At 45.1% G+C, this 26,009-nt stretch carries 17 protein-coding genes and 1 tRNA gene; 9 read left to right on the top strand and 9 right to left on the bottom strand.

From position 1 onward, the window contains the following. Positions 1–35 precede the first annotated feature (35 nt). Entirely contained in the window at positions 36–959 is a 924-nt protein-coding gene (locus H8K33_RS05830) for a peptidylprolyl isomerase (protein ID WP_186890053.1), read from the top strand. A 250-nt stretch (positions 960–1,209) separates the two neighbouring features. On the opposite strand, the gene H8K33_RS05825 is transcribed toward H8K33_RS05830, so the two are convergent. The 9 genes from H8K33_RS05825 to H8K33_RS05785 form a co-directional block, all read right to left on the bottom strand. Then, a complete protein-coding gene (locus tag H8K33_RS05825; protein ID WP_186890052.1) occupies positions 1,210–2,670 on the bottom strand; it encodes a hypothetical protein in 1,461 nt (486 codons plus the stop codon). Positions 2,671–3,036: 366 nt separating this feature from the next. After that, positions 3,037–8,682: an alpha/beta fold hydrolase gene (locus H8K33_RS05820; RefSeq protein WP_186890051.1), complete on the bottom strand. Its 5,646-nt coding sequence runs from the start codon at positions 8,680–8,682 to the stop codon at positions 3,037–3,039. A gap of 21 nt (positions 8,683–8,703) precedes the next feature. Beyond that, positions 8,704–10,464, bottom strand: a complete 1,761-nt coding sequence (locus H8K33_RS05815; RefSeq protein ID WP_186890050.1) for a hybrid sensor histidine kinase/response regulator — start codon at positions 10,462–10,464, stop codon at positions 8,704–8,706. Between the two features lie 17 nt (positions 10,465–10,481). Beyond that, positions 10,482–11,105 (bottom strand): response regulator transcription factor, encoded by a 624-nt coding sequence (locus tag H8K33_RS05810; protein ID WP_186890049.1) that lies wholly within the window; start codon positions 11,103–11,105, stop codon positions 10,482–10,484. Positions 11,106–11,240: 135 nt separating this feature from the next. Continuing rightward, positions 11,241–12,284: an aldo/keto reductase gene (locus H8K33_RS05805; protein WP_186890048.1), complete on the bottom strand. Its 1,044-nt coding sequence runs from the start codon at positions 12,282–12,284 to the stop codon at positions 11,241–11,243. A gap of 39 nt (positions 12,285–12,323) precedes the next feature. Next, positions 12,324–13,367, bottom strand: coding sequence for a quinone-dependent dihydroorotate dehydrogenase (locus H8K33_RS05800; RefSeq protein WP_186890047.1), 1,044 nt, complete (start codon positions 13,365–13,367; stop codon positions 12,324–12,326). A gap of 30 nt (positions 13,368–13,397) precedes the next feature. Then, positions 13,398–14,213: an arginyltransferase gene (locus tag H8K33_RS05795; RefSeq protein WP_186890046.1), complete on the bottom strand. Its 816-nt coding sequence runs from the start codon at positions 14,211–14,213 to the stop codon at positions 13,398–13,400. Next, positions 14,197–14,979: a leucyl/phenylalanyl-tRNA--protein transferase gene (gene aat / locus H8K33_RS05790; protein WP_186890045.1), complete on the bottom strand. Its 783-nt coding sequence runs from the start codon at positions 14,977–14,979 to the stop codon at positions 14,197–14,199. Before aat ends, H8K33_RS05795 begins: the two co-directional genes overlap by 17 nt. Positions 14,980–15,000: 21 nt before the next feature. Beyond that, the gene (locus tag H8K33_RS05785; protein WP_186890044.1) at positions 15,001–15,570 is read right to left on the bottom strand and encodes an NUDIX hydrolase; all 570 of its coding nucleotides are present in this window, start codon (positions 15,568–15,570) and stop codon (positions 15,001–15,003) included. 196 nt (positions 15,571–15,766) lie between these two features. On the opposite strand from H8K33_RS05785, the gene H8K33_RS05780 reads away from it, so the two are divergent. From H8K33_RS05780 to truB, 8 genes are all read left to right on the top strand, one after another. Then, positions 15,767–15,843 (top strand) — tRNA-Met (locus tag H8K33_RS05780). A 307-nt stretch (positions 15,844–16,150) separates the two neighbouring features. Further along, on the top strand, positions 16,151–17,155 hold the full coding sequence (scpB, locus tag H8K33_RS05775) for an SMC-Scp complex subunit ScpB (RefSeq protein WP_186890043.1): 1,005 nt from the start codon (positions 16,151–16,153) through the stop codon (positions 17,153–17,155). Then, positions 17,142–18,992: a pseudouridine synthase gene (locus H8K33_RS05770; protein ID WP_186890042.1), complete on the top strand. Its 1,851-nt coding sequence runs from the start codon at positions 17,142–17,144 to the stop codon at positions 18,990–18,992. The genes scpB and H8K33_RS05770 overlap by 14 nt, the downstream gene beginning before the upstream one ends. Before the next feature lie 276 nt (positions 18,993–19,268). Beyond that, positions 19,269–19,757 carry a ribosome maturation factor RimP gene (gene rimP, locus H8K33_RS05765; RefSeq protein ID WP_186890041.1) on the top strand — a complete coding sequence of 163 codons (489 nt, stop codon included), beginning with the start codon at positions 19,269–19,271 and terminating at the stop codon, positions 19,755–19,757. Beyond that, positions 19,754–21,313, top strand: a complete 1,560-nt coding sequence (gene nusA, locus H8K33_RS05760; RefSeq protein WP_186890040.1) for a transcription termination factor NusA — start codon at positions 19,754–19,756, stop codon at positions 21,311–21,313. The genes rimP and nusA overlap by 4 nt, the downstream gene beginning before the upstream one ends. Positions 21,314–21,398: 85 nt before the next feature. Further along, positions 21,399–24,290 carry a translation initiation factor IF-2 gene (gene infB / locus H8K33_RS05755; RefSeq protein WP_186890039.1) on the top strand — a complete coding sequence of 964 codons (2,892 nt, stop codon included), beginning with the start codon at positions 21,399–21,401 and terminating at the stop codon, positions 24,288–24,290. A 136-nt stretch (positions 24,291–24,426) separates the two neighbouring features. Continuing rightward, positions 24,427–24,825, top strand: coding sequence for a 30S ribosome-binding factor RbfA (rbfA, locus tag H8K33_RS05750; RefSeq protein WP_186890038.1), 399 nt, complete (start codon positions 24,427–24,429; stop codon positions 24,823–24,825). A 228-nt stretch (positions 24,826–25,053) separates the two neighbouring features. Then, entirely contained in the window at positions 25,054–25,998 is a 945-nt protein-coding gene (gene truB, locus H8K33_RS05745; protein ID WP_186890037.1) for a tRNA pseudouridine(55) synthase TruB, read from the top strand. The last annotated feature ends 11 nt before the right edge of the window (positions 25,999–26,009 follow it).

The raw sequence follows: 26,009 nt of genomic DNA, 5'->3' as shown, positions 1-26,009 counted from the left end.
AAATGCCGTCCAAATAAAAAATAAAGGAAGAGACCATGAGGACAAATTTTACTTATACAAAGATCGCTTTGGCAGCAATATTCTCTTTGCTGGCGAGTTCGGTGTCAGCTCAGCAAAAAGCATCAAAGGTATCCTTGCCAAAATTGAGCATGGCCGATATCTTGAAGTCATCTCAAGCAAGTGACTGGCGCGTCCTCAATCCTGACAATACCTTGTATTTAGAAATGGAAAAAGGTCGTGTGGTGATTGAGCTTGCGCCTGAGTTTGCGCCAAAAAATGTGGCGAATATCAAAGCATTAGTCAAAGAGGGCTATTTTGACGGACTAGCAATGATACGTTCGCATGATAATTACGTTGCACAGTGGGGAGACCCAGGTGAGAAGCGTGAATTTAAAAATGCGGCGAAAAAAGTCGAAGGCGAATTTACAGTGAAATACAAGAACGATGCACCGTTCACCCGATTGCCTGATGTCGACGGCTATGCGCCACAAGTCGGACACGTGAATAGCTTCGCAGCAGCTCGCGACCCCAAAACACAAACGACTTGGCTCACCCACTGTTACGGTGCAATCGGCGTTGCCCGTGGCAATGAAACCGACAGCGGTAACGGAAGTTCTCTCTACGCCGTTACTGGTCACGCACCACGTAATCTCGATCGTAATATCACCGTAGTCGGTCGCGTTATGTACGGTATAGAATTACTCTCCAGCCTGCCACGCGGCACTGGCGCTTTAGGTTTTTATGAAAAGCCAGAAGAACGCACACTGATTAAATCGGTACGCATAGCAGCCGATGTGCCAGAGGCTGAGCGGATTAAATTAGAAGTCCTCCGCACAGATACTGCTAATTTTAAAGCTTTGGTAGAAGCACAGAGAAATCGCGGTGGTGATTGGTATAAATTCGCTGCGAATCATATTGAGTTGTGTAATGTGCCGATTCCTGTGCGAGTGGTGAAGTAAAATTTTTTCGATTGAAAGGCGATAATTTACGAAATTTTAGAAAACCAAAGTTCGTGAAATCTTGCCTTCATATTTGAATTTGGCTATGTCGACACTCAGAATAAGAGAGATTCAGCATGGGAAATTAACTGGAAATTCACTTTAATTTAATCTGGCAGACTGGAATTGAAATTATATGTTTAGTCGTTCATTGCGCTTTTCCACAAACCTAAGTTGCGGAAAAGCGCTGATCAAAAGTACGCAGGTCTTCCTATTTTTTCGGCACTAGCCAATCTAAAGCTGCACCTAAGCTATAGCTAATACCAACACTGGTACTGGCAATTCTTCTGCTATCGGTATTTGGAATATCTAGCGGTGATTTCGCTGGACGAGTCCAAAATCTGCCGACGAAAACAACCAAGCCGCTGTGTTCTTCGCTATCAATTTTGGAAGTGGAAAACAATCCTGGTAATCGATAGCCCAATCCAACGCCATAAGAGTCGATTTGTTGATTTGGGGTGATCAACCCTTTAAGCACCAAGCGACGGTGGTCAAAAGTGGGGAGGGTGCCATAAACATCACCCACCATATAATTTAAGCTTAAGAATACACGTTCTGGTTTACCTTGAATATCATCTTTGCTTTTTGCTGCTGCTTTGAGTTGTTTGACATCTTTGAAAATGGCGTCCACAGACAGGAAGAAATGTTCTTTTGAACCACTAATGACTTTAAAACTGAGTGGAGTATCGGCTTTGACAGGATCAACTGTACTCGCTTGAATGACGGCGCGTTTTTTTGTGAGCGTATATTCAGTCCACTGCCAAGCGCAGATCGAATCGGTTGCTTCGGGATCAGGTTGCGCAGACTCTTGCGAAAAGAGTGCATCTTGTTCTGGGGTAATATATTTGATACCTTGTTTCAATTGCAACGCGAATAATGTTGTTCTTTCTGTTTCTGTAATGTCTTCTAAACTGGGAAGTCTGCGTTTTTCTGAGCAGAATTTGTTTTCTGTTTTTTGTATTTCTAATTTTCCTGCCTTTTTAGACTTAATAAGATCACTGAGATTGATATCTGCTAGCTCTGATTCACCTTCTAACTGTTCGGCATTTACCTTCGCATGTTGCCTCTCTTTTTTTGCTTTTAATAGAGCTGTAGATAAATTCAAAGATTCATTTGCTTTGTTAATTTTTATTTGTGCTTCTTCAATGGCTAGAGCTCTGATCGCAATTTCCTTTGCCTTTGTCGCCTCTCGTTTTGCAAGGCGAGCTGCTTCGCGGGCATTCTTAATTTCGGTACTTTCTATTGGCATATTGATCTGATCAGGCTTGTCAATATAAATTACAGAAATAATGGCACCTTCTCTTGATATGAAACGGGACGTATTGCACGGTACCAATGATTCCGAGGGGCCTGTTCCTCTTAAGACAAATGAATTTGATCGGTCATAATCTCCTTCGAGATCGGCTTGACGACAAAATATTTGTACATTTGTATTCCTTTTTCGATCTGCCCAATCTTTTCTTGTTTCCTCTTTGTTGGTTTCATCTATTGCTAGTTGCAAGGGAGAAATGAAAATATGAATGCGATTAGGATCATTAAATTTGATTTCTTTAACTCTTTCAACAATTGTAGTTTTAATCGGTTCTTTTTTATCCTCCGCCAATGCATTACCCCCGATCAGCAAGAGTCCAGTAAGAAGTGCGGTTGTAGCTTGATGTAAACGAATATTCATAGCAATCACTTTAATGTGAGAAGAAACCCGGAGTGTGAAGGCATGCAGATAAGCTGTTTAAGATAGCTTGCCGATGCCAACTCTAAGCTTCTGAATTTTGTTAATAGATAAAATTCTTGGATGAAATAAGCGCTTCGTTCTAATGACGCACCGATCGCACTTACGCTTAAAGTATGATGTTTTTTGAATTAAAAAAAGTCACCCAAATAGGTGGGAGATAACACACCTTTTTGGGTGAATTCTTGAGAGCAATAAAATCAATGCGATGCGTGTAGAAAATGCGAGAATGTCGCCGAATGGCTTTTGGGTGGTGCGGACTTATTCGTGCCTACTGAATAAGTCCGTATTTTTCTAATGTTGATTTGCTTAAAATGTGATCTCGTTAATTTCAGGAAATAACGGCGTTGTGCCATCAACTTGATACAGTTGGCCTTGCCAATGTTGTTCCCGGTTTTCAATTCTGAGTTGTGAGAATCCCTGATAGTTGGAATTGGTTGCGACGATACGATAATGAATTAAGTTTCCATTTGCGGCACGGTTGATTGCGTGACTGCTTCCAACAGGCAGGTCATTGCGAGGATTAGCAAAGGGGTAGGGTGCATAGAGCGGTGAGGCGACGATGACTGGAATTTGTCGGACACTTACCTTGTTTTCATCCTGATAGTCCAGGCTATACACGCCGTGTAGATGCTGATCTCCGCAAAGTATGCCAACATGTTCTTCTTGCGCGAGCAAGTCGCACAGTTTTTTTAAACTATGTGGATAAGCGGTCCATGAATCACTGCGTAAAATGTGGGCGTCTTCCATATTGTGAATTTGGCTGGGAGAAATCAGTAGCCGCAGGCGTCCGTTATTGCGGGTCGATGAAAGCCAACGTTTGATCGCATTAAATTGTTCATCATTGATGATGCGTGCATCGCTCATCGGTACGAGTGCAGTTCGTTCCATGCGAGTATCGATCATAAAGAAATCTATGTTGCCACTGCTAAAACTACTCCAGTATTGATTGACGTTCTGCCATACAGGATTGCGTGCGCCGTGTGACCATTGATAGGCTAGAAAGGCTGCAATCGACATTTCAGTTAATGCTTGTTTATTTGGACTACCGACATCGTCAGAAGAATTCCAATTGTCCTGTATCTCATGATCATCGAGCATCATATAGGCAGGGAGTCTGCTAAAAACCTGCGCCGCAGACAATGCTTCATTATTAAAAGTACGTGCGAGACTGCGGTGGTAGAGAGAAAGTATGCTGGCTTTATCACTGGTATCTGCGACACCTGCAGTGGCGTCTACATAAACTTGATCTCCCATCAATAACATTAATTCTGGGGAGTTTGTATCGGCTAGGGATTTGAGTAACTTTGCATAGGGAGCATTATTTCGAACTTGTTCTAACATGGTTCCAGAGTACCTGCAGGAACCCAGCGCAACTCTGCTGATGTTGTCTGGTCGTTCAATAATTTTCGGGCTGGCGGTAACTGAATTTTTTATAAGCTCAGCTTTTATTTCAGGCATTGAGGCATTAATTTTTGCTTCAATTGTTTTTTCTAAACTCGTTTGAAATGAATGGTCAAAGTAAGCGATGTCAGAAATAACTTCTTGCGGAGTGGGTGTACCTATATCATTGTTACGTGTTGGTTTGGGGCGTGTTTGTTCGTGCTCTTGTTGAAGCAGGTCAAAATTTTCGCATACTAGTTTGACGAAATATGACCCACTACCAGCCTGTGAGTGACGATGCAAGCAGCTAAAGTGAATGTTTTCATCGGCTGAGTTTAAATGTAAATCGATATTAATGTACTGAAAGCCGAATAGGTTTTGAATCGGGAATAATTTCAGATCGCTGATTTCATTATTTTTGTTATTTCGACGATAGGCCGCAGCATACAAGGCGTTCCCTGCGGTTTCGCGAGCACTTAGCCAAACGCGCGACGTCCATTTTCCATCCACTTTGCGCGTCCATCCAACGATGGGGCCATAATTGGGTTGTCGTAAATAAAGTGATTCTAGATCGTTCACTGGTGGAAAAAAGGTGTGTCTATTTTTTAGAAAGTCACTTAGTGCGGGGTATACCTTGCTTGCTGAATTGATGCCGATGATGGGATCGAGATGGCCAAACCCTGGGAAAAATTGGTAAGAGTAGGGAGATGACTGATCTAAGCCATCGAGTGATTCGGACCATCCATGAGCGGAGCGTAACTGCTTCACAGAATTGATGATACCCCAACGATCAAATACATCGTTTTCTTCGCCATAGAAGAACCGGGTAGGGAAGTTATAAAATTGCCGGAAATTATCGGCATTGACATAGCAGTTGCGACCATCAATATCAACCAAGCGATTACGCATAACGCTTTGTATGATTTGTTGGAAAGTCTTGAAGTTGGTTCTACCCAAGAGATCGCCAAGTTGGTTGAGCATTTCTACAGAGAGTTGTTGGATGTCGAATAAACGACCAAAAACCCCAGACGAACGATAATAGTTTGCTAGCCATTGATTATCAGGGAAAACAGGACTCAGGCTTTTTTCCGGCTCGTCACAGTGAAGCTCTGAAATTGGAACGGGGTAGGTGCTCAGCACTCTGTCAATTAGGGTGTTATTGGCATCTTCGCTATTTCTATCTGTACTGCTGTCGATAAAGTCTACCTCCATACCTTTACCTACGAAATAGGCAAAGTATCCACGCAGTTTGTTATTTTCAGAAACAGTGAAGATCGGCCCTACTTGCATTAAAGCCGCACTGCGAATGAGGGACGTTTTTCTATCTTCTTGCATCAACCTGCCAGATAGAACGGCAATATTAAACATTGCTGAGCCGATGCAATGTGCGAGGATATCAATTTGTTTAAATCCTGTTTTCTCTAGGACGTAGTGGACTAGTGCAGGCAAATCATTTTGTGCGACTTCATCTAAAGACCACTGGGCTAATTTGTCTGGTAAATCACGATTTAAGGCGATGCTAGTACGCAAATCTGCAACCCAGACGTCACGATTTTGGTTTTGAAAATGTTCGGCCATACTGGTTTGTTTTCCTGGTGCTGCAAATTGCAAGCCAGAAGCACCAAATCCGTGAATCATTAATACAGGAGGCAAATCGGCGTTTACTTTTTTTGCTGGAAAGTGGGTAAGACCGATCTGAATTTGCTGCTGGTGTGAGTCTGTGAGTGTGATGTGATGCCAAGTGCTGTTGTTCGATGTCGGTAAATGGGGATTGCGCGGTTGGGTCTGCACTTCGGGTAAACGAAAACTCCAGAAGTGAATACGCACTAGACTACGTGCCCAGAATGAAAAAATAGAAAATAAGTCTAACCAGACATCTGGATTGCGCGGCGTGCCTTGTTTATTTGCATCAATTTGAAAGCTATTATCTTCAAATATCTTGTTCCAATCTAAACAGAATTTGAGTCCTTCCACTTGTTTGTTTTGATAATTTAAACGAACTTTTAATTCGCCCAGCGAGCGCCATAGGTTAGAACCATCACCGTAATTTACATCTTTGAAGCCAATAAGATGCAGATTTTCAGCGTTGTTTTTTAAGTCGTAGTGAAGTAGACGGTGTCCACCGGTATGACTTGCGAGTGTTAGCAGGTCATTGACTTCCTCTTTGAACGTCCCAATTGTTCTAATCAACCAGTTAGGTGGAACATAGTTATATCGGTTGGAAATTTTGATGCCTATATCAAGAAAAAATTTTAATAATGGAGAAACATCTGTACGATTTCTTAAATCGGCACGGGCACGGCTACGGAAATATTGAGCGAAGCCATGTCGTTCTTTGGTGTCATTATCTTCAGGAGTTTCCCATAGCCAGCGCACTTGCCCTTGCAACGGGATTTGTTGTGTTGATGTTTGGTTTTGTGTTGAGTTTTTTATTCTGCTTATTTCTAGGTAAGCATGGTCTATCTTAACGATACGTTGTGGGTCCCGTAAAAATTCTGATAAATGTTGGTCACCGATGTGAAATTTAACGATTAATTTTGCTTTTTCTATGTCAGAGATGCCTGCATTTTCAAAGCATGCTTTTTGAATAGGATCTTTGCCGTCCCAATTCATGATTTCTTGAAATGAAAAAGACGTTTTTTCTGAAGCGATTGGTTCTGTTATTGCATGCTTGGCTTTAGGTATGGTTAATCCTGGAGAAGTTTGCGCTTCGTCTTTTTGGGTTGTTTGCAAAATCCACGATTCTGTATCCGCAATATGTGTGACAGCTCGCTCTGATAACGCGGAGATTGTCAGTAATGGATTAATCCCTATAGAACAAGGAATAATTGAGCCATCTAGTACATACAGACCCTCATGCACGCTGCCTGTGTGAGATTGCGGGGCGAACACGGCACCAAAATGATTGACAACCGCACGCTGAACGTCGTCGCCCATACGGCAACCGCCTAAGGGGTGCACAGTGATCGTTGAATTAAGGCCGCGTTTTCCCGACAATTGATCTAATAACTTTTTTGGGGCAATTCTAAATGCAGGGTTAGGTATTAGGGTTCCGCCTAGTTTTGTGACGGATTGCAAAGAGTCTTCGCAAGAACTATAGACGTGGTCATTGCATACATTGTCGGTATCTTCTTCACGCTGTAACGTATTTTCGTCTTCCAAACCCCAATTTATTTCGCTGCGCCCATGTATGCCCGTATTTGTTTTCGGCGTTTTGTGAATGAAATTAATTTGTCCGTTGGCGCTGTCTTTGCCCATTGTTAAATAGATCGCAGTGCGTCTAATTTTTTGAGGATCTACAGCATCGACATCTTGATGAAAATGTCGTTGCTCGTTATCTCGCTTGATCATACGATAAGCGACTGAATTGGTGGTAACGACTTCTTCAAATAGGCGTTTCAATGCAGCAGGGACGGTCGCATCTTGAATTACACGTGGAACGGCTTCATTTCGCAGATCTATCATACTTGCGATCGTGGGGCCGACTTTTCTGTCGGCGATAGCCTGCGCTGGATCAGCGATTGCATTGACGATATCCAACTGATTGTAACCGTTCCAGATCATATCGCCATTGCAAGAGAATCCTTGCCCGAGCACCTTAGAAAATCGTAACTCTGAACTCATCGCTTGTGATCGTTGGAGAATTTCGGTACTGCCAATTGCTCCTGCAGATAAGATGACATGTTTCGTTTTTACGACCCACATTTGTTGTTGGCTGCTATGTGATTTTCCGCTGGTCAGGACAAAGAATACTAACCAATATAGTTGACTGTTTCCTTGGGTATCAATTTGTTGAATACGCTCCAGATGACTGACTGTTGCACCTGTGTATAACGACGCGCCATTTTTTTTTGCTTGGGCCAGATAGGTTTTAGGTAGGGTATTTTTTGCATTAACATTGCAGCCCGTAATGCAATCACCACATCCTATACATTGCTGTCCGTCGATAGCAATGTTGACGGTACGATAGCGATTTTCGCCTATCTTGTCAGATAGTTTTTTCATTGAGGTCAACTTGTCCGGCAAGCATGAATCCCAACTATCGATACGTGTCGCGGCTAGTTGTTTTTTTGCTCGTTCAAAATAAATGGATTTCGTCGATTCTTCACGTAGCGCTTGTGGCCAACTGGGATCATTCCAAATATCACTGTGTGGCTCTTCGACTACCGCAGCATTGATCAAAGAACCACCACCAAGACCATTGCCGAGTAAGACGTTGACCGTTTTACCTAATCGAAGATCGAATAGTGACATTGCGTCACCAGTCAGTTTGTCGTTGTCGTAATTTTGAATACGCAGCTCGCCGGGGAGCTGTGCAAAAGTATTCGGAAAATCACCTGGTGAAATTTCTCGCCCCCGTTCAAAGACCGCGATCTTTAATGGCTTATCACTTTCGGTCGCGCCAGCAAAGCGGGCCGCCGCAACCGCACCACCATAACCGCTTCCAATAATGATGAGGTCGAAGTTACTTGATCGACTTATGTTGAGTTCTTTGTCATTAATCCACGTCTCATCTTTTTCAATTAAGCTTTCGATTGGAAGACTGAGTTTTTGAGAAGATTGAGAACTCATGGAAATGCTCCTGTGCGAAAATTATTTTAAGTGGAGTTGATCTAGTAGCGTGGCGTACAGTTGATCTGCGGTGACGGGCTTTTGTAGAACTGGATACCCCGAATTTTTTGCTTCTGACAGACGTTCAGGCGAAGTCTCTCCGGAGATAATCAGTGCTGGTATTGCGGTAAATTCGTGTTGAATTTCTCTGACTACAGCAATGCCGTTTTCACCATTCTTAAGCCGTAGATCTGCAATGATGAAATCGATGCGGTGATTGGATTGGATAGCCTTCAAGGCACTGCTTCTATCGGTCGCTGAGAGAGATTTTGCGCCCCACATTTGCAATAAGGCACTCATGCTTGCAATAATAGAATATTCATCGTCGATCAAAAGTATGGTTGTTCCACCTAGTAGATTGGCGCGAACATTTTCTTGTAAAACATCATGTTGGTTGGCCACAAAGTAGGGAAGTTTGAGCGTGACAGTCGTCCCTACATCAAGCTTGGATTCCAAATTAAGTTCAGTTTGGATCAAATTTCCCATGCGCTGTACTATAGAAAGACCTAGACCTAAACCTTGGCGACGATCACGACCAGGATTGTCAATTTGATAGAATTCTTCGAAAATTTTCCCTAATTGGTGATTGGCAATTCCTTTTCCACTGTCTTCGACAGAAAAGATAGATTTACCTTCACCTACCTCGGTGCGAATACGTATATAGCCGTGACTAGTGTACTTAACCGCGTTATCAACGAGATTGCGTATCATTCTTTCTAAAATTAAGGGATCACTGTGCACTGGAGCATCTAGCAATGAAGCCTCCAAGCGTAATCCTTTTGAGGTGATGCTGTGCTCAAATTCTGAAGCAATCTTTCTGCTGATTTTTGCCAGACAGGTTTGATTATTTTGAGTTGGAAATGAATTGCTATCTAGTTGCGATAGATCTAGCATTGCATCTAATAGTGCGGCAAGTGAACCAACTAGTTGATTAATATTTTGTCCAATTTCTTTCAAGGTAGCGGTGCTTGGGTTTGCTGATAAAACCGCGCTGTAAATTGATAAAGCATGTAATGGTTGCCGAAGGTCATGACTCGCAGCGGCAAGTACTCGATTTTTTGTCTGAGCGAGGTTTTCCATTGTCGCTTTAGCTTGGATGATTTCCTCATTTTTTTGTTGCAATAGGTTAATAGCCTCATCGCGTTGACGACGGATTAGAAAAGATTCATAGAGGACTTTTTTCCCATCACGTGCGTAGGCCACCATAATGGTGCTGAAAAGCAGAACTAACCAAGTGACTAAATGGGAGCGATCGTTTCCGTAGATATTCCATGCAAATCCTAGCGGTAATAGCGCCGCTAGCGCATATGCGGCAAGTACCAAAGGGGAGCTACCCGAGGTCGCGACACCACCGGCGACTAAACCGGTTAATACCATGCCAATGAAGGCTTGTTCTGCTGGAGAAAGTGTTGGGAAAAATAGGGGCGCAGAAAGTCCGGCGCTTAAACCTGTTAATCCTGCAAATAGAATGAAAATCCAATAATCCCGTATCGCTGATCTAGAGTTTTTACGACGATACAATACCCAGTACGCAAATATTGCTCTTGGAATTGCGGTGCATTGAAATATCAAGATCCAAAGTAGTAAACGTTCTAAACTTACCGCATCCTTTAAGGCAAAACAAACAATGAGTGAAATAACCAATAATACAACGGGCACACGTATCGCCTGTTGGGAAAGCAAACGAATTCTTAAATTGAGGAATTCTTGATCGTGATCGGGCTTAAGCGAGGATGGTTTCATATTGCACTCGTCGTGAATTAATGAAATGAAGGGAGATTATTTATTTTGCTTGCGACGATCAGTAGTTGGGTGCGGGTATGAACATCAAAGGCGCGAAAAATAGCGGCCAAATGTGATTTCACTGTATTTTCAGAAAGGTTTAATTCTCGACAGATGAGCTTGTTTGGCAGGCCTCGCATTAGGCAATAAAAGACATCCCACTGGCGCTTACTCATTGCTGGTGCCGTATTGAATTTGTTATTGCGTTCGTGGCTGATTGACGGGGGAATGTAAAGTTCGTCATTAAGAACTCTTTGTAGCGCAGCTGATAATTCTGTTGGCGTTGAACGTTTGGGAATAAAACCCATAGCTCCAGCATCGAGAGAGTTTGAGACTGCTTGAAAGTTATCCTCTGAAGACACCACTACTACTGCAATTTCGGGAGCGATTAGCTTTAATTGCGTTAAAGCATGAAGCCCATTTTCATTTGAAAGATGAATGTCAAGAAGGCAAAGACGAAAATCGGTATGTCGTTGTGCTAATTCCAAGGCATCGTTGATTCCATTTGCTTCATAAATCTCGGTGTCTGGGCGTATGCTTTGTGTTAGCAATCGCAGACCCGCACGAAACAGAGAGTGATCATCGACCAGTAAGACTTTCATCGTTTTACCTTTTTGTAAAAAACAAAACGAATCTTAATGTATATTTAATAGAACCGTAACACCCAAATGGGTGGTGAACTGACGACAATAAAGTAATATGCGAGCGCTAAGGTTTGGATAGCATTCTTCGACTTATCACTGAGCGGGATTAGCACCCTCTGCATGAATCTGATTTACCGCAGCAATCAACTCATCACTTAAATGAATGTCGGTTGCGCGAATATTTTCTTCCAGTTGTACCAAATCTGTCGCGCCGATAATCGTACTCGCAACAAACCAGCCTGAATAGCACCAGGCCAATGCAAGTTGTGTTGGCGTCAATCCATGTGCGCGCGCCAAAGCAGTATAACGTGCGCTGGTGGCGATGACTTCGGGGCGCATATAGCGTGGACTCCATGTAGCAGGGAATTTTGTCAGGCGTCCTTTGGCTTGCGTATCATCGACGTATTTGCCTGTTAATCGTCCGAAGGCGAGTGGGCTGTATGCTAATAAACCGACTTGTTCGCGATAGCAGGTTTCTGTTAAGCCTTGCTCATAGCTGCGATTCATCAGGTGGTAAGGATTTTGAATTGAGATAATGCGCGCTTGTTGTTTGCGTTCTGCATGTTTGATAAATTCGCTAACGCCCCATGGGGTTTCGTTGGATACGCCAACGTGACGAATTTTGCCTTCTTTGACCAGATTATCTAAGGCATCCAAAGTCGCTTCAATCGCGACGCTGTCATGTTCCAAATCGGGATTGAATTCTTTTTGACCGAAGATAGGTGCATTGCGACTAGGCCAGTGCAATTGATACAGGTCGATGTAATCGGTATTTAAGCGTTGTAAACTAGCTTCGACTGCGATGCGAATATTTTTTTCATCGAGATCGTTGTCGCCATTGCGTATCCACGGCATGCCGCGTGAAGGACCTGCGACCTTGGTGGCCAAAATAACTTTATCACGTTGACCGGATTGCTTGATCCAACTGCCTATGTATTGCTCGGTACGATTCACCGTTTCTGCGCGTGGCATGACGGGGTACATCTCAGCAGTATCGATGAAATTGATTCCATTTGCTAAGGCGAAATCCAGTTGCTGATGGGCTTCGGCCTCGGTGTTTTGTTCACCGAAAGTCATGGTGCCGAGACATACTTCTGAGACCATTAAATCGCTGCTGCCTAGTTTTTTGTATTTCATGATTGATCCGATTTTTTTACGCTAAGTTATTCTTTTATACTATTTGTTATTCCGTATCGCCACTGCACATTCGCGCACCAAGGCGGGGCCACGATAGATTAAGCCGGAATACACTTGCACGAGGGACGCGCCGGCATCCATTTTTGCCACCGCATCTTTACCAGAAAAAATACCGCCAACGCCAATGATAGGCAGGGTGTCACCTAATTCTGATTTCAACGCACGTATGACTTTATTTGATAATTCAAATACTGGCTCGCCGGATAATCCACCAGCTTCTTCACCATGCTGCAAGCCTTTAACTGCATCGCGAGTAATCGTCGTGTTGGTTGCAATCACACCGTCAATTTTATGGCGCAATAAAGACTCAGCGATGTTTTTGATTTGCTCACTGTCGATGTCGGGTGCGATTTTTAAGGTAATCGGTACATAGCGCTTGTGTTGATCAGCTAAGCGTTGTTGTGCATCTTTGAGTTTGGATAAAAGATCATCGAGTTCAGAGGCACCTTGCAACTGGCGTAGGTTTTTGGTGTTCGGTGAGGAGATGTTGACAGTCACATAGCTGGCGTAGGGATAGACTTTGTTCAAGCACAGCAAATAATCATCGGCGGCTTTTTCTATAGGTGTGTCGGCGTTCTTGCCGATATTTAGACCGAGTACGCCTTGCTTTTCTTGGTAAAAACGTGAAGCTTGAACATTGGCGACAAAAGCATCGACGCCACCGTTATTAAATCCCATGCGATTAATAATCGCATTGGCTTGCGGCAGGCGGAACATGCGCGGTTTAGGATTGCCAGCTTGCGCGCGCGGTGTGACCGTGCCGATTTCTATGGAGCCAAAACCTAATGATGCCAAACCGTCGATGTAACGCCCGTCTTTATCCAAACCAGCAGCTAAACCCACGGGATTTGGAAATGTAATTCCCATCACCTTACGCGGATCGGCGGCTGGCTTGGGTAGCAAGCGCGTCAACCCCATATTGTGAGCGCGCTTCAAACCTGGTAGCGTCAAATCATGCGCGCTTTCTGGGTCCATGAAGAAGAGGAAAGGGCGGGCTAAAGAGTAGAGCAATTGATCGGACATAATATTTGCGGAATTTTAAATGGGTTGAATTTAGAGTGATTTCCAGCTGCCGTCGAGTAAAGCTTGCAGCGGTTTGAAATTAGTTTTGTATGACATTTTGCGACTGGCCTCTATCCAGTAACCGAGATACAGATAAGGCAGTCCAAGGATCTTGGTTTGCGCGATTTGCCATAATACGTTAAAGGTACCGTAAGAACTATGCGGTACATCCGGATCGTAGAAGGTATACACCGACGATAGGCCGTCATTCAAAATATCGATGATACTGATCATCCGCAAAATATCTTGTGCATCACGAAACGCGATCAGTCGTGTATTAACTCGGCTTTGTAATAAAAATTGCGCATATTGATCGCGCCCATCTTGATCCATCCCACCGCCAGCATGACGGCGACTTTGATAGCGTTGATAGAGTTCAAAATGTTCTTCGACAAATTCCAAAGGTAGAATTTCAGCGTGCAGATCAGCGTGCAAATTTAATGCGCGACGCTGGCTGCGATTGGTTTTGAATTCACCGACGACGGTGCGTACGGGTGTACAAGCCGAACAATGATCGCAATATGGCCGGTAGATAAAGACACCGCTGCGCCGAAAGCCACGGCTGACTAATTCCGAATACACTTCATTGCCAATCAGGTGAGCTGGTGTGGCTACCTGCGAGCGTGCTTGCCGGTCATCCAGATAACTGCAAGCATAGGGCGCAGTCGCGTAATAATGCAGCGTGATGTAGTCGTCCGCATTATTGCTAACATCGGCACGGTCAGTTTCTCCATCAATGTTGCGATCGTTTGCCTCTTCAACTATGGGCAGGCTTGGCGGCGCTGGCGAATTAGTTCGGGATTGCATCGCTGTTCATCTTTCTGCTGGCTAGGGGATGCGTTGTTTGTAAGTATTCCTTGAAGCTGAGTAAATCTAAAGGCTGCCAATCTTGGATCGTATCTTGCGTTATCGCCAGCTTCACATGTTGCATAAAATCGTGTCGACTAATTGGCTTGGCACCGAATGTTGCCAGATGCGAGGTCTCTTGCTGGCAGTCTATCATTTCCACATCATGCTTGCGTAAGAAAACAACTAACTGACTTAATGCCATTTTAGAAGCATCTGTTACCTTCGCAAACATAGACTCACCATAAAACATCTTACCTATGCAAATGCCATAAGCACCGCCGACCAATTTGTCATCTAGCCAGACTTCTGAGCTATGCGCATAGCCTAACTTGTGCAGGGCGGTGTAGCCGGCGATGATCTCTTCTGAAATCCAAGTGCCTTCTTGATCCTTGCGTGGTTCTGCGCAGTGACGCATGACTTGTTCGAATGCCGTATCAAATCGAAAACGCCAGCGTGGATCTTTGAGAGATTTATTCAGACGCTTCTTTAAACTATCGGAGAGCTTAAAATCATTAGTCTTTAATACCATGCGTGGATCAGTTGACCACCACAATACAGGTTGGCCTTCAGAAAACCAGGGAAAGATGCCATGTTGATAGGCATTTAATAATCGCTCCGGTGATAAATCTGCGCCGGCAGCTAATAAACCAGCGGCACCTTGTTCTTCCGTCAAGGCTTGTTCTACATCGGGGAAGGGACTGTCAATTTCTAACCAGGGAATCATAGGCGCGCGATGCGGGGGCACTCATTCAGGGCGATGTGATTTATAAAAATCATGTTCGTGCAAACTAAATTGCCCACCAGTCCGGACTTTTTTCAGATCTTCAAAAAAGAACTTCAAAGTTTGCCCTACTGTAGCAAAGGCAATTTCCTCCCAAGGAATTTCATGTTCGCTAAATAAAGCTACTGCTAGGCTTTCGGTACCTGCCAAATAATTCGTATCAATTAATGTCGCTCTATAAAATAGATGGACTTGATCCACATGCGGCACACTGAGTACGGAAAATAATTCGTGTAGTTCTATGTTTGCTCCAGCTTCTTCTATAGTTTCACGCTGCGCAGCCTGGCGACAGGTTTCTTGATTTTCCATAAAACCCGCTGGCAAAGTCCAGTAACCATAGCGTGGCTCAATTGCGCGTTTGCAGAGGAGTACCTTAACTTCGCCATCGATATTCCATATCGGTAAAGTGCCGACTACGATGTTCGGATTTTGATAATGAATCGTATCGCATTCTGTGCAGACAAAGCGTTCACGCGTATCGTCAGCGGGAACTTTCAAAGCCACAGGCGCAGCGCAAGCAGAGCAAAATTTCATGGTGTAAAGCTTTCGGAGCAAAGGCGTAAATTGAATCTGTGAAAGTGTATCACCGCCTGCTTGTTTCTCTGCGTGAGTAGATGATAAAACTACTCTAGGTCATGAAGTCGCAATAGAAATAGGCTTGCGAATAATGCTTAAGCATAGAAAGAAATTGCGCAAAGCAGCAAAGTCCTGTATAGTTCTACTTATCAGACGCGGGGTGGAGCAGTCTGGCAGCTCGTCGGGCTCATAACCCGAAGGTCGTAGGTTCAAATCCTGCCCCCGCAACCAGTTTAAAGAATAAAGCCACGTTTCATCGTGGCTTTTTCGTTAGGCTGACGAATTTTTTTGATTGGTTTGCGTTTAGAGTGTGTTTCTAGACTACAATCGGGCATCTACTAAATTGATCGACTGTTTTGATTGACTTATATTGGTAGTTTTAGATACAAGTTGGCTGCAGACTGATCCACCAGGCGCACATCGATGATTCGTGCTGCGCAATGTCCTACAAGACTAGACTGGTTGGGATATTATTTATCCCGAGTGCTTCACTGAATACTTCTTAAGATCAACACAACCTGTTAGCTAAAGAGTTTGCATGAATACTGCAGATGCCAAGCGTGTACTCGAAACCGCATTGTTATGCGCACATGAGCCGCTGACCATTAATACAATGAAAAAATTGTTTGTCGATAGTAGCGATCAAGAGGATTTGGTTGGTGCTGATACGATTAAATTAATGCTAGAAGAAGTGCGTCAAGATTGGTCGGACAAAGGAATTATGTTGGTTTCCTTATCGACGGGTTGGCGCTTTCAAAGTCGCCCTGAGATGCGCGCTTTCATTGATCGCTTAAATCCTGAAAAGCCGCCTAAGTATTCGCGTGCGACGTTAGAGACTTTGGCGATTATCGCTTATCGTCAGCCAGTTACACGTGGTGATATCGAAGAAATACGTGGTGTTGCAGTGGCTTCGCAGATGGTAAAGACCTTAGAGGATCGTGGTTGGATAGAAACCATCGGTCATCGCGAGGTGCCGGGTCGACCAGCTTTGTTTGCGACCACCAAGCAATTCTTAAGTGACTTGGGCTTGGCATCGCTAGATCAATTGCCGCCTTTGCAGCAAATAGGTCAGGAGGAGGCAGAGGATGCACTCCCTTCCAAAGATGATTCTCCAGAATTGAATATGTTCGATGGGATTGAGGCTTTGGTTGAAGTTGCTGATGCGTCGACGGTGAATGTTGAGGCTGTTGGCGATGAGTCTCCTTCTAATGATGATGGTAATGCTGAGCTTGCGGCAGATGTTTCTGAGGGCGGTGCTCCAGAAACTGAGATTGAAAATAACACGATTAAAATAGATAAAGACGAAATTGAAGTAAATGAGCAAGTAAGTACACAAATAAGCACACAAATAAGTGCGCAAGAAGAATTGAGTAATGTTGTAGTGGAAGACCGCGCAGCAGATGCTCTTGAAAATGAAGCAGCCAGTGATGTGATCTTGGATGATGTTGCAATGATGGCTGATACGAATATAGATGAAGTAGTGGAAGCGGATGCTGAAGCTCTAACACCTTTCAAACCAGAATCAGATAATGAACACAAATAATCCAGACGATACTTCCAGTCAGCAAAATCCTGGTGCTGATACCGATGCGCCGCGTCCTCGTGCAAAGCGTGTTGCACGTCCAAAAGTTGCTAAAGTGGATGATGCCATTGTGACTGTAAGCGATGATGCCGTTGCTGCAAAAACACAGCGAGCACCGCGCAAACCGAGATTAAAGCCGGAAGCTGTTAATGTGGAGGTGGCTGCTCAAACACCAGTTTTCGCAGACCAGTCGGCACCTGTTGCGAGAGCGCCGCGTCAAGAGCGTCCGCCACGTCAAGTGCGTGCACCGCGTCAGGCTGAAGTGCGCGACGTCAATGTGGCAAATATTGAGCAGCAATCTTCTCCCCAGTTAGATTCGACAAATCAAGCAAGTGCTGGCGACAATAATGAGCGCCCACGTCGTCCACAGGGCGATAGAAATAATTCCCGCAATGCGCGTCCTCGTGATGGTCAAGCGCGCGATGGTCAGTCACGCAATCGCCAACAAGCAAAACCTGGGCAAGGTTCACAAAATCGCACTGGCGATCAACGCAATCAAAATAATCAACGTCGGCCAGGTCAGCAAAATAATCGCGGTGCAGTACCCGATGCTGATGATGTATTTTCGTTCGTGACTTCCGATGCGTATGATGCGGTAGATGATGTTCAGCACTCACGTAACGATAAAAATAAAAAACCACGTCGTGATTTAACCGCTGACGATGATGCACCAAAATTGCATAAAGTCTTGGCTGAAGCAGGTTTGGGTTCGCGTCGTGATATGGAAGAATTAATCATCGCTGGTCGTGTATCCGTAAACGGTGAGCCAGCGCATATCGGTCAGCGTATTTTGCCGCAAGATCAAGTGCGAATTAACGGCAAGTTAATTCAACGTAAGGTCAGTAAAAAGCCGCCGCGCGTGTTGATTTATCATAAGCCTGCTGGTGAAATCGTCAGTACTAGTGATCCAGAAGGTCGCGCCTCCGTGTTTGATAGTTTGCCGCAAATGAAGGTTGGTAAATGGTTGGCCGTGGGTCGTCTCGATTACAACACAGAAGGCTTATTGTTGTTCACAACTTCCGGTGATCTCGCAAACCGTTTGATGCATCCACGTTATGGCATTGAGCGTGAATACGCAGTGCGTACTTTGGGTGATCTGGAAGAGGGTATGCGTCAAAAGCTCCTGGCTGGTGTTGAGTTGGAAGACGGTATGGCGCAATTTTCCAAGATTTCTGATGGTGGTGGTGAAGGCGTGAACAAATGGTATCGCGTCATCATTGGTGAGGGGCGTAACCGTGAAGTGCGTCGTATGTTTGAAGCGGTCGGTTTGACGGTGTCGCGTTTGATTCGTACCCGCTACGGCGTGATGACTTTGCCTTCGGGCTTAAAGCGTGGCCGTTGGGATGAGTTGGGCGAAGATGCTGTTCGTAGCCTGCTTAAAGTCAGTGGTTTGGAAAAAACTGCTGGTGAAAAATCTGAAAAACCTATGGGTAAGCCAAATGGTAATCGCGTGCAAGGTGGTAAAGTGCCGCGCAATGTGAATCCATTTGATGCGCCAGTGCAGAGAAGTTTTGAACCTACCGTGCGTGGTGGTTTTGCGAATCCTCAAAATGGTCGTCCGGCGCGTAGTGCTGGAGCGGGAGTGGGTGGCTATGCTGGCGCACAGGGTGGCAAATCTGCTAAGCCAAATTCGAATGGTGGCAAAAACGGTGGTAAACCGCGTAGTCGTCAGCCAGATCCTTTGCAAACCGCCTTGGGTTATCCAACGCGAGATCAAAATCGTCGCGGTCCAACGGAGCGCGGCAGTGGTCCAGCGATTGGTCAGGCGATTGCGGCACGTCGTCGTCGCGGTACGTAAAATTAAATGCCCGGAAGTCGTTGAAAGATGTTGCTCAGGCCGTGTTTTTCACCGACTTCTCATTGCGATTGAGTAATTAATCGTTTATAATCTTGTAGTTAGCAGATTTTTCCTTGAGTTGGTTTTTAGTCAATGAAGAAATTCATTCAAGGCGCTAAGAAGATGGGCTAGTGCCCATTTTTTTTTGGCGAATCGTTTTTTGAGTGTGGAATTAAGTTAATTGAAATTGGCTTGATTTTCTGCAAGGGCGAGATCTGTGTTTATCGGAGAATTGTCTTGCAATTGTTGGAATTAATTGAAAAGACTGTCAATGGGACAGGCTACGATCTGGTCGATTTTGAACGAGCAGAGCGGGGTTTGTTTCGTGTGTATATCGATCTTTTACCAGAGGATGTTGAGGAAAAAGGTCATATCACAGTAGAGGATTGCGCGAAAGTCAGTCATCAATTGTCACACGTATTGACTGTAGAAGAAGTGAACTATGAACGCTTGGAGATTTCTTCTCCGGGCTTAGATCGACCATTGAAGAAGATGGCTGATTTCGTCCGTTTTGTCGGCGAAAAAGCCAATGTGAAATTGCGATTGCCTATGCCAGGCATGGCTAATCGCAAGAGCTTCGAAGGTGTATTGCATGAGCCAGAAGGGGAAACTCTGAAGCTCGAATTTGAAACAAAAGATGGCGCGGCGATGCTTGAGTTTACGCTCGCTGATTTAGATAAGGCACGTTTAGTGCCGCAAGTGGATTTTAGGAGTCGCAAAGCATGAGTCGCGAAGTTTTATTATTGGTTGATGTGCTGGCGCGTGAAAAAAACGTTGATGAAGATATCGTTTTTGGCGCATTGGAACATGCTTTGGCAACGGCTACCAAAAAGCGTTATGAAGGTGAAGTCGATATTCGCGTAGAAATCGACCGTGATACTGGTGAATATCGTACATTCCGCCGTTGGCACGTTGTGGCTGACGAAGCTGGTTTGCAATTGCCAGATCAAGAAATTTTGCATTTCGAAGCAGTCGAGCAATACGCTGATATCGAAGTCGATGAATACATTGAAGAGCCAGTGGAATCCGTTGAGCTGGGTCGTCGTTTTGCACAAGATACGAAGCAAATCGTATTGCAACGTATCCGCGATGCAGAGCGTGAACAAATTTTGGCTGAATTCTTAGAGCGTGGCGATTCCCTGGTTATGGGTACGATCAAACGCATGGAACGCGGCGAAGCGGTGGTCGAATCTGGTCGTATCGAGGCACGTTTGCCACGCGATCAAATGATTCCGAAAGAAAACTTACGCGTTGGAGATCGCGTCCGTGCTTACATCTTGCGTATTGATCGCAATGCACGTGGTCCACAAGTGATCTTGTCTCGTACAGCACCAGAATTCATCATGAAATTGTTTGAATTGGAAGTGCCAGAAATCGAACAAGGTTCATTGGTCATCAAATCTGCAGCGCGTGATCCAGGCGTGCGCGCTAAGATCGCGGTTCACACCGATGATAAACGTATTGATCCTATCGGTACTTGCGTTGGTATGCGCGGCTCTCGCGTTCAAGCAGTGACTGGCGAATTGGGCGGCGAACGTGTTGATATCGTGTTGTGGTCTGAAGATCCAGCGCAATTCGTGATCGGCGCATTAGCACCAGCGAATGTTTCCTCCATCATGGTCGATGAAGAAAAACACGCAATGGACGTCGTCGTTGATGATGAAAACTTGGCGATTGCGATTGGTCGTAGCGGTCAAAACGTCCGCTTGGCAGCAGAATTGACTGGCTGGCAAATTAATATCATGACTGCAGAGCAATCTGCGGATAAAGCAGAACAAGAATCTGCTGGTATCCGTGCTCTGTTCATGGAAAAACTCGACGTGGATCAAGAAGTTGCAGATATCTTGGTTGACGAAGGCTTCTCTAGCTTAGAAGAAATCGCTTATGTACCAATTAGCGAAATGCTGGAAATTGATGCCTTAGATGAAGATACAGTGAATGAATTGCGCAATCGCGCACGTGATGCACTTGTGACAGAAGCGATTGCTTCTGAAGAAGGTGTGGAAGGTGTGGAAGACGCATTGATTAATCTGGAAGGTATGAGCCGTGCAACAGCAGGTAAATTGGGCTTGGCTGGTATTAAGACCCTCGCTGCTTTCGGTGGCTTAGCTTACGATGAATTTGGCGCGATTTTGGCTCTGTCTACAGACCGTGCGCGTCAATTAATTGATAATGCATTTGAAGATGTGACTGATGATGAGATGAAACTCATCGACGCTAAATATGATGAACATGCTAAAGCCTTATTGGAAAAAGCATGGAAACTCGTTGAAGCAAAATAATCACGAGTGAACAACATAATTGAAGCGTGGATTTAACTCAATTTATAACGTTAAATCCCAGCACAAAACAAGGAAAGAGGACTGAATGGCGAGTAATAATGTAGCTCAATTTGCCACCGAGCTGAAAATGTCAGCGGATTTACTGCTCACGCAATTGAATGCCGCAGGCGTTACAAAAGCGTCTGCGTCCGATATCTTATCCAAAGAAGATAAGGATAAGTTGTTGGAACATTTACGCCGTTCACACGGCGTGGCTCCTGATGCCGAAAAGAAAAAAATCACTTTGACTCGTAAGGAAACAACCGAGATCAAGCAAGCTGATGCGACTGGCAAGACGCGTACTGTGCAAGTGGAAGTGCGTAAAAAACGTACTTTCGTTAAACGTGACGAAAGTTCTCCAGAAGAAAATGCAAGACCTGCAGAAGTATCTATTGATCCTGCTGAAGTTGCTCGTCGTGAAGCGGAAGCGCAGGCTGAAGCGGAATTGGCAGCACGTCGCGAAGCTGAACTGTTAGAGAAGCAAGAACAGCTTGCTAAGCTCGAAGCAGAAAAAGAGGCAGAAGCGAAAGCAGCACGCGAAGCGGAAGCTGCAGCGAAAGCAAAAGCAGACGCAGAAAAAGCAAAAATCGCGGAAGAAAAACGCGCAAAAACAAGTAAAGCACCAGCAGCTTCGGAAGCAGCTCCAGAAGTATCTGCTGTCGATGAAGAGGCAAAACGCGTAGCGGCTGAAGAAGCGAAGAAAAAAGCAACAGCAGCAGCGGCCGAAGCCAAAGAAGCGGTGAAAGAAGCGGCCGCACGTGCAGCGAATGCAGAAAATGCACGTAAAAAAGTTGCTGACGAAGTAGCGCAAATTAAGGAGATGATGCTTGCTGCGCGTAAGCCTAAGCCAGTTGAAACGCCTGCACCAGTAGCTGCTGCACCATCTAAGGTTGCCGAAGGTACTTTGCATAAACCAGCGGATAAAAAACCTGGTGAGAAAAAAACTGGCGACAAGAAAGACGTGAAGCCAGCAGTTGCAGCGCCAACCGACAAAAAAGCCATCAAATCTGCTAATGTATCTTCTACATGGCAAGAAGACGCTGCGAAAAAACGCGGTGGTGGTTTGAAAACTCGTGGTGCAGCGCCAGTTGGTCGTGATGGTTGGAAAAGCGGCCCTAAAGGTCGTCGCAATAATCATCAAGACGATAGAGAAACTAATTTCCAGGTACCTGTCGAAGCAGTTATTAAAGACGTGTATGTACCAGAGACTTTAACAGTCGCTGAATTAGCGCATAAGATGTCAGTCAAAGCATCTGAAGTGATTAAGCATTTGATGAAACTCGGTCAAATGTGCACGATCAATCAAGTTCTTGATCAAGAAACAGCGATGATTCTGGTCGAAGAAATGGGTCATAAAGCCTTCGCAGCCAAAATTGATGATCCAGAAGCGATGCTGACGGATGTGGCTGAACATGCTGAATACGAATCCTCGCCACGTGCACCAGTTGTCACGGTGATGGGTCACGTTGATCACGGTAAAACATCTTTGCTCGATTATATTCGTCGCGCTAAAGTGGCTTCCGGTGAAGCTGGTGGTATTACGCAGCACATTGGTGCCTACCACGTAGAAACGCCACGCGGCATGATTACCTTCTTAGATACGCCAGGTCATGAAGCCTTTACGGCGATGCGTGCTCGTGGTGCGAAAGCAACCGATATCGTTATCTTGGTCGTGGCAGCAGACGACGGCGTGATGCCGCAAACTAAAGAAGCGATTGCCCATGCAAAAGCTGCTGGTGTGCCATTGGTGGTTGCAATCAATAAGATCGATAAACCAGGTGGTAATGCAGATCGCGTGACACAAGAATTGATCGCAGAAAGCGTTGTGCCAGAAGCTTACGGTGGTGATTCTCCTTTCGTTTCTGTTTCTGCTAAAACAGGCCAAGGTATTGACGACTTGTTAGAACAAGTTTTGTTACAAGCTGAAGTTTTGGAATTGCGTGCACCTGTTGATGCACCAGCTAAAGGTTTGGTAGTGGAATCTCGTTTGGATAAAGGTCGCGGTACGGTTGCAACGATCTTGGTTCAATCAGGTACATTGAAACGCGGTGACGTGGTCTTGGCGGGTTCATCCTATGGTCGCGTTCGTGCGATGTTAGATGAAAACGGTAAGAATATCAGCGAAGCTGGTCCATCAATTCCAGTAGAGATCCAAGGTTTGACCGAAGTGCCCGCGGCTGGTGAAGAAGTCATGGTCATGGTCGACGAACGCAAAGCCCGTGAAATCGCTTTGTTCCGTCAAGGTAAATACCGTGATGTTAAATTGGCGAAACAACAGGCAGCGAAGCTCGAAAACATGTTCGAAAACATGGGCGAAGGCGAACTCAAAAACTTGCCTATCATCGTCAAAACTGACGTGCAAGGTTCGCAAGAAGCTTTGGTTCAGTCTTTGGTTAAATTGTCCAACAACGAAGTACGCGTACAAGTGGTACATGCCGCAGTTGGTGGTATTTCAGAATCCGACGTCAATTTGGCGGTGGCTTCCAAAGCAGTCATCATCGGCTTTAACACACGTGCGGATGCTTCTGCTCGTAAGTTGGCTGAATCGAATGGTGTGGACATCCGTTACTACAACATCATTTACGATGCGGTAGATGAAATCAAATCTGCGCTGTCCGGCATGTTGGCACCAGAGAAGCGCGAAACGATTATTGGTATGGTCGAGATTCGTCAAGTCTTCTCCGTCAGTAAAGTGGGTTCAATTGCAGGTTGCTTGGTTACTGAAGGCGTGGTTAAACGTACGTCGTCTGTCCGTTTGTTGCGCAACAATGTCGTGACATGGACTGGCGAGTTGGATTCTTTGAAACGTTACAAAGACGATGCCAAAGAAGTTCGTGCAGGTATGGAGTGTGGTCTCTCACTCAAATCCTACAACGATATTCAGGTCGGAGATTTCTTGGAAATCTTCGAAATCCAGGAAATTGCTCGTACTCTGTAAGCAGATAGCGTTAGAAAGACAAAGAGCTTTGAACCGCAGAGGCGCAGAGGTCGCAGAGATCATTGATTCTCTGTGACCTCTGCGCCTCTGCGGTTTAGTCTTTTGTTTTTTTGAATAAAGTATTGTTAGAAAAATTATGGCCAAAAATAGTAAATCCATCCCAGCTCGCGGTCTGCGTGTTGCTGATCAAATCCAACGTGATTTGTCTGAAATTATCTGGGCAGAACTCAAAGACCCACGTGTCGGCATGATCACGCTTACGGAAGTGCAATTGACACCCGATTACGCGCATGCCAAAGTGTATTTCACCACCTTGGCGGATGATCCAGCGGCAATTAAAAATACCTTTGAAGGCTTGAACAAAGCTGCGGGTTTTTTGCGTAATCAACTCGGCTTGAAACTGCGCATTCACACTTTACCGCAATTACACTTCGTGCACGATACTTCCACAATGCGTGGAATTGCGATGTCGAAATTGATCGATGAAGCAAATGCGACGCATGTGCCAGAAGATAAAAACGACAGCGAAGATTAATATCGCCCTAGAAGATCAGAATCGCTTTCGGTTCAAAAAATGTATCGAAAATCTCTTAGACCATATCTGCAAATCCTTCTCGTAGGGTGCGCCATGCGCACCGGCTTTGATAGTTTGAAATAACTACCAGAACCTGCGGTGCGCATCGCGCACCCTACATAAGAACTGACGTTCTTTGTGTATTTGGGGCGAAATTCTCGTTTGCGACTTCCTAATTAAAATTTCATCATGAACCAACCCATCAAGAAAAAAACACGCCTGCCTATCAATGGCGTGCTGCTATTAGATAAGCCTGTGGGTTGGTCGAGCAATGATGCGCTCATCAAGGCTAAGCGCCTACTGAACGCCATTAAAGCGGGTCATACAGGCACCTTGGATCCTTTCGCAACCGGTTTGTTGCCACTGTGTTTTGGCGAAGCGACCAAGTTCTCTGCTGATCTATTGGATGCCGACAAAACCTATCAAACTGTGGTGCATCTGGGCGTCAGCACCAACACGGGCGACACCGAAGGTGAAGTTATACAAACGCGAGAAGTGAATGTTAACGAAGCACAGATACACGCAGTTTTAGAACAATTCAAAGGCGATATTCTGCAAGTGCCACCTATGTATTCGGCACTCAAGCGCGATGGCAAACCGCTCTATGAATATGCACGCGAAGGTATCACATTAGAACGCGAAGCGCGTCCGGTGACGATTCATCTACTTGAATTCGTTCAATATGAAGCGCCATTCCTCACCTTGAATGTACGCTGCAGCAAAGGTACTTATATTCGCGTTCTGGGTGAAGATATCGGCAATGCCTTGGGCTGCGGTGCGCACTTAAATGCTTTGCGCCGTACCCATGTTGGTCACCTCATTCTAGAAAATACTGTCACGCTTGATCAATTGATAGAGATGAGTGAAGAGCAGCGGCATGCATTGTTGGCACCAGTTGACGCCTTGCTTTCCAGCTTCCCTGAAGTCACACTTAACGACGAACTCGCGCGCCGCTTTCTACAAGGCCAACGTATTTCTTTAGCCAAGGAAGAAGTGTTGCATCCGACGGAACTTGGACGAGTACGTGTTTATCGTCAAGCAAGCGATGTTGTGGCAAAACAATTACTAGGCTCCGCACAACTGCAAGAATTTTCCGTACTTGCGCCCGAGCGTTTGATTTCGACCGCAAATTAATTCACAACTAA

This window comes from Affinundibacterium amnicola (genome assembly GCF_014284275.1).
Classification (GTDB): domain Bacteria; phylum Pseudomonadota; class Gammaproteobacteria; order Burkholderiales; family Burkholderiaceae_D; genus Undibacterium; species Undibacterium amnicola.
This window is presented reverse-complemented; position numbering and strand designations above follow the sequence as displayed.

Bases quoted from the DNA above. Each gene is read 5' to 3' on its own strand.
- aat (WP_186890045.1), bottom strand. From the start codon at position 14,979: ATGATTCCCTGGTTAGAAATTGACAGTCCCTTCCCCGATGTAGAACAA.
- H8K33_RS05820 (WP_186890051.1), bottom strand. From the start codon at position 8,682: ATGAGTTCTCAATCTTCTCAAAAACTCAGTCTTCCAATCGAAAGCTTA.
- H8K33_RS05810 (WP_186890049.1), bottom strand. From the start codon at position 11,105: ATGAAAGTCTTACTGGTCGATGATCACTCTCTGTTTCGTGCGGGTCTG.
- H8K33_RS05830 (WP_186890053.1), top strand. From the start codon at position 36: ATGAGGACAAATTTTACTTATACAAAGATCGCTTTGGCAGCAATATTC.
- scpB (WP_186890043.1), top strand. From the start codon at position 16,151: ATGAATACTGCAGATGCCAAGCGTGTACTCGAAACCGCATTGTTATGC.
- infB (WP_186890039.1), top strand. From the start codon at position 21,399: ATGGCGAGTAATAATGTAGCTCAATTTGCCACCGAGCTGAAAATGTCA.
- truB (WP_186890037.1), top strand. From the start codon at position 25,054: ATGAACCAACCCATCAAGAAAAAAACACGCCTGCCTATCAATGGCGTG.
- H8K33_RS05795 (WP_186890046.1), bottom strand. From the start codon at position 14,213: ATGCAATCCCGAACTAATTCGCCAGCGCCGCCAAGCCTGCCCATAGTT.
- H8K33_RS05815 (WP_186890050.1), bottom strand. From the start codon at position 10,464: ATGAAACCATCCTCGCTTAAGCCCGATCACGATCAAGAATTCCTCAAT.
- nusA (WP_186890040.1), top strand. From the start codon at position 19,754: ATGAGTCGCGAAGTTTTATTATTGGTTGATGTGCTGGCGCGTGAAAAA.
- rbfA (WP_186890038.1), top strand. From the start codon at position 24,427: ATGGCCAAAAATAGTAAATCCATCCCAGCTCGCGGTCTGCGTGTTGCT.
- H8K33_RS05805 (WP_186890048.1), bottom strand. From the start codon at position 12,284: ATGAAATACAAAAAACTAGGCAGCAGCGATTTAATGGTCTCAGAAGTA.
- H8K33_RS05825 (WP_186890052.1), bottom strand. From the start codon at position 2,670: ATGAATATTCGTTTACATCAAGCTACAACCGCACTTCTTACTGGACTC.
- H8K33_RS05770 (WP_186890042.1), top strand. From the start codon at position 17,142: ATGAACACAAATAATCCAGACGATACTTCCAGTCAGCAAAATCCTGGT.
- H8K33_RS05785 (WP_186890044.1), bottom strand. From the start codon at position 15,570: ATGAAATTTTGCTCTGCTTGCGCTGCGCCTGTGGCTTTGAAAGTTCCC.
- H8K33_RS05800 (WP_186890047.1), bottom strand. From the start codon at position 13,367: ATGTCCGATCAATTGCTCTACTCTTTAGCCCGCCCTTTCCTCTTCTTC.